Here is a 14,359-nt window from a genome sequence, read left to right on the forward strand (position 1 = left end):
CATACCACACCCGGCGCGCGGTTATTGAGCTAAACACTCGGTTGGCAAGGCGACTGCACTCCATGCGGACATTCTAGCTCCGGCGCAGTGCGGTACGGTTTATATCGTGATTTCAATCACATAAGAGTTCGCAATTTTATTCTGAATGGCGCGCCAGAAAGGGTTCGAACCTCTGCCCCAAGATTCGTAGTCTGGACGTTTCGGAGCCGCGATCACGAATGTGGCGATCGTCCCAATATATTTGCATCCCGTCCGATTTCTACGCCATAGCTACCCAAATCCCCCAAGCACATTGGATCGCCCTTTCCCGCCTCACACGCCTCGGTTTCCATGTCGAAAACCCGATGTGGCTAGAGGCATGGAGATGGCGGCAAAGAACGAAAGGGCATCGGTTTATCCGCTCGCTTCCGCCGCACCTGAAGCACCAGGCCCGACGGTTAGCGCTCGGTTCGAAGATGCGGCCCTACGTCTAGCCCGCCTGATTAGCCACCGGATAGCCCACGAAGAGTTCGAGCAGCGACACAGCCGAAAAGCAAAAAGAGCAGCTGACTTTAAGAAGCGGAAAAGCCGGCATGACGATCCGAGTTGACGCAAGATCGCATGGCGGAGGATCGCCCATGACCGCGTCAGTCTATTCCATGGAGGGAGCGGCCAAGGCTCTTTTGAAGAGCCGCCGCTGGCTGCAGGAATGGCTGGGGCAGCATCCCGTGGATGAGAACGGAATCCCCTATTATTCGCCCCTTGGCCGATCCAAGACGTTCGACGATAATGATCTGGTTCGGATCCGTGCAGCCTGCAGGGAGGAAGAGCGATGCCGATTAAGCTCATCCCGCCCCGTGCGGGCAAAACCCCGTACTTCGCCGGCCGCGGCATCCACTTCGGTCGATATGTTGACCGAAGCACGAAGGCTCGCGAAAAGCGGGTCGCGCTCCAGGTCATCCGAAAATGGGAACGGGAAATCGAGCGTGGTGAATTTTCCACGCCAGGCGAAGCGACATTCGCCAGCGCCGTCGTCGCATACCTGAAAACGGGCGGCGACCCGCGGCCGACAGGGCCGCTCATCGAGTACTTCATCAAGTCGGACGGCAAGTCGACGCCGCTTCGCGAGATCAATCAGACCGTGATCGACACCTGCGCGCTGGCGCTGTTCCCCGATCACACGGCGGCAACCCGCAATCGCGAGGTTTACACGCCGATCTCGGCCATCTTGAAGAGCGCCGGACCCGACTTCGATTTCAAGATCCGCCGGCCGAAGGGCTCACGCGGCAAGGTCGTCACCGGCTGGCTGTGGCCAGAACAGGCGTTCCGGATCTTCGACGCCGCGGCGACGCTCGACGCCGAGTTCGGCATCTTCCTGCACTATCTCTGCTACACCGGCTGCCGCATCAGCGAGGCGCTGCGACTCACCTGCAACGAGCTGCGCGTCAGCGAGGCATTCGCTTTCCACCGCATCACTAAGAACGAGGATCCGCGCGCGGTCTTCTTGCCGCCGGTGCTGGTGGCCAGCCTCGCCAATCACCCCCGCGGCCTTGAGCGCGGCACCCAGCGTGTGTTCCGATTCCACCAGGGCGGATCCCTGCGCTACATGCTTCAAGCGGCCTGTATGATTGCCTGCGGCCTTCCTCAGCCAAAACGCGTTCGGAAAGGCAAGACGCCGCCTAAGCCGGCTTATGAACTCGACTTCGTCAACTTCCACACGTTCTGCCATACCTACGGCACCTGGATGCGCCGCTACGCGGGCCTCGACATCAAGGGCCTGGTCGGCACGGGTCGATGGAAGAGCGAACAGTCGGCGTCGCGCTACGCGCATGTGGTGCCGAGCGAGGATGCGGTGAAGGCGGCGGTGCTGCCGACAGCGAAGGGTTCAAAGGCTTCGGCATGACTCAAGCGCAACGGCAGTGGCACTGGGGCGAGTGTAACAAATACGCGGCCGAATGCATAAAGGCCGTGTCGTCGTTGACGGCGGCCAGCACACTCGCTCGAGCGGCAGACGTTATTGCAACTACGCTACCGACCTTCGACCATCTGGTGGTCGCGGCCCGGCGAAAGCTCGCCAAGGGCGACATAGACCTTGCCTTATATGACGTACGAACGCGCCATCTTCTAATTTGCGAGGTCAAGACCGTTTATGACAAACATAGGACGGTTCTCCATATGCACCAATTTGAAGACAAGAAGGTCAAGGTCGACCACGCGGTCAGGCAGTTGCGTGAGGCAGCAGAGCTTGTCGCCCAAAATCCCAATATGCACGGGCTATTTCACAAGAAACTTCCACCGCCGCGGCGAATCTCAAAAATGCTGCTCACCTGGTTCGATCCGGTAGATCTGACGGTGGGAACCATTGACGAAGATATCCTCAGCCTCAACTTCGCGACGTTTCGTTATTTATTGGGCGTTGCAAAAGGGGATCTTGACGATCTTGTTCGCGCGACCCGTGAATTGCGTAATGTCTGGTGCGTGGCGGAGAAGCGGCCGATTGATCTCCAGGTGGCGTTCAAACAAATGATCGAGGTGCAACTCCCGATAATCGACGCGAAAGACGAACTCGATGAGATCGACTTCTCGGGTCTGACGCGTGCCGAACTCGCCAAGATGCCAGCCCTCGAAAGCGGTTGGAGGAATTCGCCAGCGTCCCAGATCGTCAGTTTTCTGCGCGAAACGCGGGAAGCGCTTGAAGATCATGTCACCCCATCTGGTTGACTTCAGATTCTTGGCGGTCTGGCCGAAAGCGACCAACACCGGTCCGATATTTCGACCGATTGTTGCCAATGAATGAAGGGCAGCTATCGGGTTCGGAGGAAACGTCCCGGAACGGCAATAAGAAAGGCGCAAAGCAGACCCGCCTTTGCCCACGCTATTATGCGCTGGAGCGTCCCCATCCAGCAAAGCTGGCTTTACATCATCCTGAAAGTGCGCGCAGACCGGACCTGCGAGGCAGAGATGGAGAACTCCAGCTCGATGGGAGTGAGATACGGACGGGACAGGCAACAGCACGGCAACGAAAAACCCCGCCAACCTATTCATATTGACCATGCAACGTTCTTATCCGGCCACCTCGTCACAAAAGGAAAGCGCTGGATAACGCGAGTGGCAGCGCGCGCTTGTCGCCCTTGGCCAGTATGATGCTTAGGAGTCATTTCCCGATCGCCCATGCTGGACAGGCCGTAATGCAGGTTTTCGGATCAGGGCCGCGCCTCGATGCGCCACAAGGCGACGCCACGCGCCAGGCTGTGGCGGCGCTGCGCGGCTATGCTTATCAACTCTATGTGTCGAGCCTCGCTTGGCTCGCGCTCGGCGACGGGGCGATCCTTCACCTCGAAGTAGCCGAGGATTACTCTGTCACGACGCAGCAGGCGCTAGCAGGCACGCAAGTAAAGGATACCGCTGGCAGCGGCAACATTACCCTCCAAACGGAAGGGGTACGAACCGCGATCGATGCCTATGTCGACCTGGTCGCGCGAAATCCAAGCCGCACGGTCTCACTCCACTATCTGACAACCTCAGAGATCGGTCTCGAGCGCAATAAGGCGCATCGTATCGACGCGACACCGGCGCTTCATTATTGGCGGCGCGCGGCCGCCGGCGCAGACCCGGCGCCGCTCCGTGTGCTGATCGCTGCGCTCGATCTCAAGGAAGTCACCCGGATCCATCTGGAATCTCTATCGGACGAGGCATTTCGCAACGATTTCCTGCAGCGCATTCACTGGGACTGCGGCGCTCCGGGACTTTCCGACGTGCGCTCGGATCTGGAAGTAGGGTTTATCGAATATGTCGCCTCTGCCCGGCGACTGTCGAGCCACACGGCCAGAAATCTCACTTCTGCGGTGCTCGAACGCATCCTGCTGACTGCGGTCTCCAAGGAGGGACGCGCGCTCCGCCGCGCGGACCTGTTGGCACTGATCGATGAAGCCACGTTGGTCGCTGTGCCGATCGAGCAGCTCGCGGCCGCCTTCCAGGGCCCAGGCGCCACAAACACCATATCGCGCACGGAGTTACTGGTCCCGGCAAGCGATCTCCCGCTGCCCGCGACCTATGCACCACGCAACGCGCTGGTGGCAACGATAGACGCAGCCCGGCGCGCGTGCGGTCTTGCCATCGCGAGCGGCGCGACTGGGCTAGGCAAGTCGCTCGCGGCACGGCTCGTCGCGGCGCAGAGCGGCGCCCCCTGGTCGATCGCCGATTTCCGTCACCTGCCGCCTGCAGAAACCGCGGCGCGGCTCGCCCATTTGCAAGGCGAGCTGGCCGCGTCATCCGCGATGCACGTCATCCTCGACGATCTGAACGAACTCGACGACCCGGCCGTACGTGACGCACTGGCTCGCGTGCTCGCAAGCCTGAGGCGGCGCGACAAGACGGCGATTGTCACCACCTATCGCGCTCCGGCCAACACGACTCTGCACCAGCTAGCACCCGGCGCAGTGCCGCCCATCGATATGCCCTATTTCGACGAGGCGGAAGTGGGCGGCCTCGTGGCCGCCGCAGGCGGCGACGCTAAGTATGCGGGTTCGGTCTATCGTGCGGCCGCGAACGGCCACCCGCAATTGACGATGGCGGCGTTGCTCCATTTGAAAAGCAGGAACTGGTCGCGCGCTTCGATCTCCGCAGTGCTGGGCGGCCAGCTCCAGTCCGAGATCGGCGCGGAGAGGCGCGCCGTGCGGCAACGGCTGGTCGGCGCGCTGTCGGCCGATGCGCAAACGCTGCTGTTGCGCACGAGCCTGATCCGAGGGGGCTTCACCCGCAACCTCGCCATCCAGATCGCGGGGCTCGACCCCGCGGTAGCGCGCGGGGGCCTGGTACTCGACGAGCTGGTCGGGCCCTGGATAGAGCCATTCCGGCGCAACCGGCTTCGCGTCTCGCCCCTGCTTGAGGACGCAGCCGCCGACGTCTTCTCCGGGGCCGAACGCCGTGCCGTCCATCGCTGCGTGGCGGACGCGATGATGCGCGGCAAAGATATGGACGCTGCCGATGCACCGGCGGCCATGCACCATGCGCTCAACAGCGAAGAGACCGATCTAGTCGTCGCGTTCGCGCAGAGCGTGATCACTTGCAATTTCGAGATGATTGAGATGCTCGCACCGTTCCTGGCCGAGCTCATGTTCTTGCCCACAGACACGCTGATCTTCCCGCAAGACCTGGCTGCCTCGACGATGATGCGGCTCACCCAACTTCTTGTCCTTCTCCCCTATGGCTCGCCCAAGCGGGCACGCGCCTGCTGGGACGCGCTCGAACAGGAGCGGATCCATGTGAAGGGCGAGGAGCTGTTCGAGAGTTTCGCGCTCTCCAAGCTGCTGCTCCATCCGCGCACCGGCGAGCTGTTCGAGGATTGGCTTGAGATCCTGCTCCGGTTCGACCGGCTCTGCCAGTCCGAACCGCGGCTCGCCGCGACCAGCCGTAACTTCACGTCGAAGTCGGGCAGCAATCCCCATGTAAGCGGCGTTCTGTTCGCCGGCCAGCTACGCAACATCCAGACCATCGCCCGGTTCCGCACGATATTGGAGCGGCTCGAACGTGAAGATGCGGGGACAAGGGAGCGCCTCTTCTCGTCATTCCAGCCCGGCCGCGGCGACATCTCCGTCCTAGTCAATCATGGCTGGCTCAAGGAGTCACGGACCGAGGGCTTCGACTGGGAAGTAGCCCAACACGAATACGGCGTCTGCGCTGAACTGGCGATGCGCTGGGGCAATCCGATGCTTGCCTCGCGCTGCGCGATCGCGCAGGCCATGTGCATCGACGAAAATGGCGGCGATGCTGAACGCGCGCTCATCTGCCTGACCGAAGCGGAAGCGCGGATCGGGTTCGACGTCGCGTTCGGCCGCGCGCGTGCCAAGATCCATTGGCGCCGGCGCGATCATGCGGCCGCACTGCCGCTGCTGACTGCGGCAGCCGAGGCAGGCGGCCAGGACACCCTCGAGCGTGCCCATATCGCGCGCGAAGCGGGGATCAGCGCGGCGATACTTGGCGATTGGCCAGCGGCGCAGCTCTGGTTCGAACGCGCTCAGGCCGCCGCCGCGACGCCGGCCGAGATCCCATCGGTGCGGGCGATGGCGATCGGATTGCTCGCCGACACCGCGCAAGCGGCGTACCAGGCCGGACGGCCTGACATCGCCATTCTTAAGATGCGCGAAGCGCTGACGGCGCTGCCGACGATCGACGAAGAAGGAACGCTCGCCGAAGCGCATTGCCATCGGGTGGTGCGCCACGGCCTGCTCTGGCTCTACCGCGAGATCACTGGAACCAAGGCCGGCGGCCAGGAGGAAGTGGTCTATCAGCCCGGCGCCGCAAGCAATCCCGAACCGCTTGAGGCGATCCGTTCGCACCCGGTGATCGCGCTCGACCTCACCTTCTATTTTCTCGCCGAGGCCGACCACGAGCTCGCCGAACCGACTGGTTTCTACCGCGAATTTCGGTCCTTTTTGGTCGACGGCCCCATCCTCTCCTCGGAGATTTCGGCGGCGATCGCCGAGGACCATAAGGCGATCGCGACACACGACCCGACCGACTTCGTAGCACGCGTGCGACGGCACGCCTCGATGACGAGGATAATCTCATCGGGCGAGGCGCGCGAGGGCGTCGATCAACTCAAGAATCCCAAGCGCGGCACGATCCCGCTCGCTGTGATCGATGCGGATGCGCCAAGCGACATCCACCGCGCCGCCGAGGACTATATGCTGAGCTTCGCGACAGGTGCAGCGACGGCGCGCGCGTTCGATGCGATCGCCTCCATCGTCGAACAGGGCCTCGCGGCGCCAGAGGTCGCGGCGCTCCATCCGTTGCTGCGTCGCATGGACGGTGCGCTCGGCACCTTGACCTCCGACCGCGAAGGCGCCGCCAATTCGATCTGGGTGGTGCGAGACGATTTGTCGGGACGTCCCGCGGAGTTCTGTTGGGCGGCCGTCTGGCTGCTGTTCCACGTCAACAGCTCGAGGCTGCGCGACGGCGTCGCCCAGCCACTGATCGCGTGGATATTCGCCGGAACCGACCATCTGGTCCGCAACGCGCGGTTTCGTCTGTCGCTGCCGGCAACGACGGCACCGCCGGTCGAAGCGCTGCTGGCCGCGCCCGAGCGGACAATGGCCGCGGCGGCGCGGCTGCTGCTCGTCCTCGCACCCGCCGTGGCGACAAGCTTAATCCCGCAGGTCCGCTCGACGCTGGAAGAGATCGCCGGAATCGCTCCGGGCGTCGGAACCCAGGCACCATCAGGCTAATGCCGCATCGCATCACCAAACAACCAAGCTCCTATTGTGCACGCCTTCGACGTGGGCGTCGTTGAGTGGCCGCGACCCAAACGCCGCCGGCTCACCTGCAGGCGGCGAATATCTCTCGGCTGCCTGAGCTAATGAGGCGCCCTCCGTATTGATATCCACAGAAATCGGCGTCCGTTGTCTAGGGTTACCCTGCTTCGGCGCAAACGAAAAAACGTAAGCAAATATAAGCTTATGGGGTGGGTGACGCGGACCAGTTAGGAAACGCGGACTCGGCCCCTGCGAACGACGTGTATAGTCAGGTCACACCCCTTGCACCGCTCCAAAAAATCACCCTTATGAATCTTGCTTGTTTCCCGTGATTCGTAGCTCCCGAAGTTTAAATGGAGAGCTACGTCATGAATCGCCCGCCGAAATTCCGCATCAAGCTGTTTGGAGTCGATGTCAGCGCCGAAGGGGTACTGGGCATCGGAGGCGCTTGCTTTCTGGTCATCGCCATCATCGTCGCCACTCGCCTCTGATGTCGGTCAGTAAGTTGGCTTACGATGCGTCCGGCAGTCGTACAGGCCATCCTTGCCCGTCCCCTTTATGTTGGCGTTGTAGTACTTGCCCATGGACGGTGCCGCGAGAAAAGCCTCATAGGTGGCTACAGGCATCTCGCAGTAGGGGTAGTAAGTGGCGTTGAGCTGTACGACCATGAACTGTTGAGCCTTGTCATAGCAGGTGCGATTGACGAAGCTGCTGCGCGTGATCTCGGTGCACGCAAAGGTCTTGAGGTCCAGCTGGCCGTAATACTTCACGTCGACGGTCTCGGCAGTGGCCCAGGTGGCACCGGCAAGCGAAGTGCTGAGTAGCAGGACAAATCGAAGCATGGGGAATTACGATGTTCGAGAAGGTCGTGACCTGGCTGAAGAAGCCGAAGCCTCAGACTGAACCGGCCGAAGTGGAAATGAAAGAGCTAGCCGAGCTTATCGAGCACGGCGAGCCGGATGGCGAAACCTTGAAGCGCATGGCGAAGCTGTTGGGGCGGACGGATTAATTGACGCTGCTTGGGCGGCAGCATTTGCAGTTAGACTGCGGCTATTTATAGCCTGACGGAGACCGCCGTGTTCGGCATCACGACCCCGCTGCAGTTCTACCAGATCCATCACCGGATGAAGATCCCTCACCGCCTTCGTTGGGAAGGTAACGATTTACGTGGTACTTCGAGTGCGAAGCCATTCCTCCCTAAGAGCCAGAAACTCTAGGAAGCGCTCTTTTTGTTTCTCGGTGCCGACCTTTCGTGATCGTATGCTGCAGCTCGCGATCATGTTGATCAGCCCCGCAGACCTGTGTTCGTTATCGAATTGAAGCCAATAGTCGATCGTCCTTATATCAAGGTCGATTTCTTTCTCGTCGGTCCAATCCTTCTTGAGTGTCACGCGCTCTTGCCCGTTGACGATCTCGATATCAAAAGGAAATAGGTCGTCCCCCGGTTTGATCGGCTCAATCATATCGCTCACCCCATCCTGCCCGTTAGAGGGTGGCAGAGTTCACGACCGGCGCAATATTGCAGCTCCGAAAACCAAAGCCCCGCCGAAAACACGATCTGATCGAAGGTGAATAATTCAGTGAAATCGTTACCGCTTTGTCCGCGGACAGAGTTCCAGCAATTCAGCGATATGCTCGATCGCCGGTTCCGAACGAGATGTTCACCGAAGCGTATGGGACCGGCACCTGACGACGCTCATCATCGACCCTGTTTCGGATTCGTTGGAATTCGCTTGGACTCTGCAGTCGAATTCCGAGATTGCGGTCGAGTTCACTGAGACTGACGTATCGAGCATTCCGGAACGTTTCCAAGGCTACTTCAACACGATCTCTACAATGCAATCGGCCTGCTAAGTTGGGCCTTCTCTAGGTCGTTCCGATGAGATCCATTCATTCGATTGCCTTCCGGAAGTGCTGACTTCTCGAAGGATGGGCTGTTGGGGTCGGCGATCTGCTCGGGTTAGCGCTCGCGGAAAGCGCGGTTCATCTGGTCGGTAAAGGGCTTAGAGAGATAGGATGCGACCGTTCTTTCTTGGGTCGAAACAAACACCTCTGCCGGCATTCCCGGTACCAGCTTCATTCCATTCAATTGAACGATGGCATCCTCAGTCGGGAGCAAATTGACGTATGCAATATAGTGTTCCTGACCGTTCGTTGAATCCCGGGCCGAGGCAGGCGAGACCATAGTGACGCGGCCCTTCATCTCGGGCGTCGTGGTGCGGTTAAATGCGGTGAGGCGAATCCGGGCCGGTTGTCCTTCCCTTACCTGGTCAATGTCGGCGGGCGAGATCCTGATCTCGAACTTTAGTTCAGCATTTTGAGGAACGATCGTAGCGATCTTCGCGGCAGGCGTAATGACGCCGCCCACCGTGTGGACAAACAGTTCGTTGACGTAACCCGAAACCGGAGATCTGATTTCGGTGCGTGACAGACGGTCCTCGATTGCGAGCTTGCGTTCGCTCAATTCGGAAATGCGGGCATCCACGGTGCGCAGATCGCGCTGCGCCTCTGTGCTGGCATTCTGGTCTACAGCAATGATCTGGACCCTGATTTCGCTGGCGCGTACCTTGGCGCGGGCGATGCCGGCCGAGATCTCGCCGCGCTCACCCAATATCCGCGCCCAATCACGGTGCGCTGAGTAGACCCGCGTGTACTCAACAATCTTCTTCTCGAACAAAGCATCGAGCTTGTCTCGCTCAGCGCCAACGAGTTTTATCTCCTCCTCCTTGGCTACCTGCCGCGCTTCCATTCCCTTAATCTCTTCCAGGGTCTGGGTGATGCTGAGCTCCAATTGCTCCTTTTGGCTGTCCCTTCCGACCTTGTTACCCGTGAACAAACGGCTTTCTCCGTGCATCACGATATCCGCGGCGCTCGACACTCGCCCGAGATCGGCCGGAAATTCGATCGTCGGAAGGTTGTCGCGTTCCGCAATCAGTCTCGCCTGGCGGCCCAAGGCTTCGCCGAGCTGTGAGCGCACGATAAGAAGCTCCGCCCTGATCTGAACATCGTCCAGCGTCGCAAGAACCTGGCCTTCCCCGACCAGATCTCCCTGCCGTATCGCAAGCATTTTCACGATGCCGCCATCCCTATGCTGAACCTCCTTGAGATTCTGGTCCACCCTCACGATTCCGGAAGCAACGACAGCGCCCTCAAGACTTGCGATCGCCGCCCATCCGCCGCAACCGAACACCAGCAAGACTACCAGCGCCAGACCGCTCAGCACGCGGGGCCACAACCGGAATGACCGTTCCGCGGTGGGAGCAGCGGCGGATTGCGATCGATCCGCGGTGAACTCTTCCAATGGGTATTGTTTCATGGCCTGATTTCCTCGCCCACCTAAGTACCGATAATGGTAAACTGAAGCTGATGATGTCCGACTACTTCAATGGTGAAATAGTCATCGGCATCAGGCCGGTCGTGCACCTCGATCATCGTCCGCCTGTCACTGTCGATGTCCTCGAAGCGGAACCGCACCGGGCGTTTGTCGCCTTCCGCCAGATAGATGTCCTCGAACATGTCGGAGAGCGCTTCTTCGACATCCGCTTCGTCGGAAAAGCTGATCTCGTAAGTCGCAGCTACGATCCGGTCGCCCACCGTGAAGTCCGTGATCTTGCGGATCGTTATCGCCTGCTCATCTTCGTCTGCTCTTTGAAACTCGAACGTGTCGCAGCCGTCACCGCCCGTCATCGAGATTGAGGTTGATCCGCCAACGATATGGTCGTCACCCGACCCTGTAACGATCTCCTCGAATGCGGCGATCATATCCCGGCCGATATCGGCGCCTTCGGCCGTGCCCCTTCCGACGTCGACCGCGACGCTGTATATCGCAGTCGAGTAGTCCAGCCTGTCCTGCCCGCCGCCTCCGTCGTAGGTGTCATCGACTGAGTCGTTTGCGGCTATGACATGGTCGTCGCCGTCTTCGCCGTGAACAGTATCCCGACCGGTTCCGTCTGAAATTACATCGTTGCCGTCGTGCCCGAGCAGCTCATCGTCGCCCGCCGCTCCAACGATCACGTCGTTCCCCGCGCCTCCGGAGAGGCTATCGTCGCCGATGCCGCCATCGAGCGTGTCATTTCCGACATCGCCCCGAATTGTATCGTTGCCGATGCCGCCCAGCGCAATATCGTCCCCTGCGCCCCCCGAAATGAAATCGTCGCCATCCTCACCCACGATGATGTCGTTACCGTCTTCGCCATACAAGTGGTCGTTACCCGACCCGCCAAAAACGATGTCGTTGCCCAGGCCGGCGAACACCACGTCGTTGCCCGCTCCTGCATAGACAGTGTCATTTCCGGCGCCTGCGATAATGTGGTCGTCGCCGGAGCCTCCGAAGATGATGTCGTTGCCCCCACGGGCGTCGATGTTGTCGTCACCATCGCGACCATCGATACTGTCTGCACACGGCGTTCCCAAGAGATTATCATCCTCGGCGCTGCCCATGATCGGCGACGGCTCGATAACGCTGAAATAGGCTGTCTGCCGGACGGATGCCGTGCCGTCGCTGATGGTGTAGGTTAGTGTGACCTCACCAAGCATCCCGGCATCGCGGGCGAACACCCAGCCGCCATCTTCGGTTTGCGTAAGCGTACCCGACGTAGACGAAAGGCCCGTTATCCTCAGCCGATCGCCGTCCGCGTCCGTGGCGCCGGCCAGAAGGGCCAGCACCGAAATCATCAACACCTGGCAACCGGCCACGTCCTGTAGATGTACCGGACCATTGGTGCGCGGGCCCCGATTGCGAACAGGCTCCGGGGTGGAAATTACGGGTGGATCGCGTGGGGTGGGCTGCCTACCATCACCCTTGCTATCATCACCACCACCCCCACCACCACCGCTCCCGCCACCACCGTCCCTCGAGCTCGATGCAGTCGGCGAGCGAATATCGTTGCCCCGAAACGCGTCCCCGCTATCGGCTGTCGCGACCTTGACCGCAAGCGGTGCGGCCGGTTGAATTGAATCTGGATCAACCGTCAGGCCGCCGCCGTTCTCCCGGAAAAGACTGATCGGAATCACGTTGTCAGACGAATAGCGGGGGCGGCCGTCGCCCGGGGCCACTTCTTGGTCAGTTGCTGGCTCGTCAGTTGCAACGCCGACGTCGCCTTCGCCTCGTGGTTCGCTTTGATCATCATCGTCCAGCTTGCCGACCTGTTGCGTCTCGCGAGCCTCGATCGAGACCGGAAGGAAGCTCTTCAGATATGCCGCGCACCCCGTCAGAAACAACAGGAACGCCAGCGGCACGATATTGCGCTTACCTTGTTGCTTCTCGGCATAGTCCTCGTGGCTCGGTTGCGAGTGTTGCGATTGCGTTTGTTTGAGTCCCTTGGCTGTAATCATGCAGGCCTCCTTACTTGCGTTCGGAGTTCGTCAGAATCGGGTTCGGAAACGGATCGTGTTGCCGGCTGGAGTGCCGGCGTCATGATGTCGTGCTTGTCGCCGAACGCCGTCATGCGGCCGTTTTGCACGATGGCGACGAGGTCGACCGCGACCAGCGCGCTCGGACGGTGCGCGATCACGATGGCGATGCCGCCCCGGGCCCTGATGCCCTCGATCGCCTGGGTCAGAGCCGCCTCGCCCTCGCCGTCGAGGTTCGAATTGGGTTCGTCCATGACGACGACGAACGGATTGCCATAGAGCGCGCGCGCCAAGGCCACGCGCTGCCGCTGGCCCGCTGACAGCGCCGCGCCCTGGGGGCCGAGCTGCGTACGGTATCCGGCAGGCATTTTCAGGATCATGTCGTGCACGCCAGCGGCCTGCGCCGCCTCGACAACTTTCCGATAGTCAGGTTCAGGCTCAAACCGGCAGATATTCTCTTCGATCGTCGCATCCATCAGGCTGATTTCTTGCGGCAGATAGCCGATGTGCTGGCCGATCTCCTCCTCGCGCCATTGAGTGAGATCCGCACCATCGAGCCGGACGCCGCCGCGCAGCACCGGCCAGATGCCGGTGAGCGCACGCACCATTGTAGTTTTTCCGCCGGCGCTGGGGCCGATGATGCCGAGCGCCTGACCGGCCTCGAGCTCGAAGGCGACATCGCTGAGGATGATCTGCCCTGAACCTGGCACCGCGACAGTGATCTTCTCTACGGTGAGACGCTTGCTTGGCACCGGCAGCTTCATCGGCTGATCTGCGGCGGCAAGCGCCACGACCGTGTCGCGGAGCCGCTGATAGGCCATCCGCGCCGCGACGAACGATTTCCAGTTGCCGATCGCCAGGTCAACCGGCGCCAGCGCGCGCGCGGACGCCACCGAACAAGCGATGATGGCGCCGGCGGTGAGTTCGCCCTTGATCGTGAGATAGGCGCCGAGACCAAGCACTGCCGACTGCAGCAGCATACGCAGCACCCGCGACACCGCGGCAAATGTTCCCGTGATGTCGTTTGCCTTGGTCTGAAGCTCGAGATGCTCGCCATTGGCTTCGTTAAACCGGCTCACGGCGCGGCCGGCGAAGCCCATGGCCTTGAGCACTTCCGCATTGCGCGCGTTGCTGTCGGCAATGGTGTTACGTGCCATCGCTGCCTTCCGGGTGGAAAGGCTGAGCCGTTTCGTCATGACTTCACTGATGACGGTCAGCACCGTCAACACGAACGCACCCGCGAGCGTCAGCGCGCCCAGCATGGGATGCAGGAGGTAAATAAAGATCAGGTAGATCGGCATCCACGGCAGATCGAACAGCGCCGCCGGTCCCTGGCTGCCCAGAAAACCGCGAACCGTATCCACGTCCCGTCCTCGTTCCAGAGCTTCGGACGTCGAGAACCCGAAACGCGGCATGTCGATTGCCACTCGATGGGCCAACGGGGCTACCTTTCGGTCCAGCCGAGCGCCGACGCGCACTAAGACTTGGGAACGGATGGCATCGAAGCAGCCCTGGAAGAGATAGAGGCCGATGACCAGGCTCGAAAGCACCAGCAGCGTAGGAATACTGCCGCTGGTCAATGCCCGGTCATAAACCTGCATCATGTAAAGCGATCCGGTCAACGCCAGCACGTTGATCACCCCGGAGATCAGAAACAAAAATAGCACGATCCCCCGAAAGCCGCGGGTGAGTTCCGCAAGATTACGGCGCTTTGCGGGGGTAAGCTCTTTTAAATTGGCCATGTGATGCACCCGAACTAGGACGATGGCTGGAGG

10 protein-coding genes are annotated in these 14,359 nt (G+C 60.8%); 5 read left to right on the forward strand and 5 right to left on the reverse strand.

Annotation, left to right across the window (positions count from 1 at the left end; translation table 11 throughout):
- Positions 1-811: 811 nt before the first annotated feature.
- The 4 genes from A4A58_RS24795 to A4A58_RS31705 all read left to right on the forward strand — a co-directional run bounded on the left by A4A58_RS24795 (position 812) and on the right by A4A58_RS31705 (position 7,723).
- Positions 812-1,882 (forward strand): tyrosine-type recombinase/integrase, encoded by a 1,071-nt coding sequence (locus tag A4A58_RS24795; RefSeq protein ID WP_068737184.1) that lies wholly within the window; start codon positions 812-814, stop codon positions 1,880-1,882.
- Positions 1,879-2,700, forward strand: coding sequence for a hypothetical protein (locus A4A58_RS24800; protein WP_068737186.1), 822 nt, complete (start codon positions 1,879-1,881; stop codon positions 2,698-2,700). The genes A4A58_RS24795 and A4A58_RS24800 overlap by 4 nt, the downstream gene beginning before the upstream one ends.
- 467 nt (positions 2,701-3,167) lie before the next feature.
- On the forward strand, positions 3,168-7,205 hold the full coding sequence (locus tag A4A58_RS24805) for a hypothetical protein (RefSeq protein WP_068737188.1): 4,038 nt from the start codon (positions 3,168-3,170) through the stop codon (positions 7,203-7,205).
- A gap of 395 nt (positions 7,206-7,600) precedes the next feature.
- Complete coding sequence (locus A4A58_RS31705; RefSeq protein ID WP_283804907.1) at positions 7,601-7,723, forward strand: hypothetical protein; 123 nt, start codon at positions 7,601-7,603, stop codon at positions 7,721-7,723.
- A gap of 6 nt (positions 7,724-7,729) precedes the next feature.
- Here the strand turns inward: A4A58_RS31705 and A4A58_RS24810 are convergent, their stop codons facing one another.
- Positions 7,730-8,074: a KTSC domain-containing protein gene (locus tag A4A58_RS24810; protein ID WP_068737191.1), complete on the reverse strand. Its 345-nt coding sequence runs from the start codon at positions 8,072-8,074 to the stop codon at positions 7,730-7,732.
- 11 nt (positions 8,075-8,085) lie between these two features.
- On the opposite strand from A4A58_RS24810, the gene A4A58_RS30950 reads away from it, so the two are divergent.
- Positions 8,086-8,241 (forward strand): hypothetical protein, encoded by a 156-nt coding sequence (locus A4A58_RS30950; protein WP_158005741.1) that lies wholly within the window; start codon positions 8,086-8,088, stop codon positions 8,239-8,241.
- Positions 8,242-8,395: 154 nt separating this feature from the next.
- Here A4A58_RS30950 and A4A58_RS24815 read toward each other — a convergent pair whose 3' ends face one another.
- From A4A58_RS24815 to A4A58_RS24830, 4 genes are all read right to left on the reverse strand, one after another.
- Complete coding sequence (locus A4A58_RS24815; protein ID WP_068737193.1) at positions 8,396-8,695, reverse strand: hypothetical protein; 300 nt, start codon at positions 8,693-8,695, stop codon at positions 8,396-8,398.
- Between the two features lie 497 nt (positions 8,696-9,192).
- On the reverse strand, positions 9,193-10,548 hold the full coding sequence (locus tag A4A58_RS24820; RefSeq protein WP_068737195.1) for an HlyD family type I secretion periplasmic adaptor subunit: 1,356 nt from the start codon (positions 10,546-10,548) through the stop codon (positions 9,193-9,195).
- Between the two features lie 20 nt (positions 10,549-10,568).
- On the reverse strand, positions 10,569-12,566 hold the full coding sequence (locus tag A4A58_RS24825; protein WP_068737197.1) for a calcium-binding protein: 1,998 nt from the start codon (positions 12,564-12,566) through the stop codon (positions 10,569-10,571).
- Positions 12,563-14,326, reverse strand: coding sequence for a type I secretion system permease/ATPase (locus tag A4A58_RS24830; RefSeq protein ID WP_068737198.1), 1,764 nt, complete (start codon positions 14,324-14,326; stop codon positions 12,563-12,565). The genes A4A58_RS24825 and A4A58_RS24830 overlap by 4 nt, the downstream gene beginning before the upstream one ends.
- Positions 14,327-14,359 lie beyond the last annotated feature (33 nt).

The organism is Tardiphaga robiniae, assembly GCF_001618955.1.
Classification (GTDB): Bacteria; Pseudomonadota; Alphaproteobacteria; order Rhizobiales; family Xanthobacteraceae; genus Tardiphaga; species Tardiphaga robiniae_A.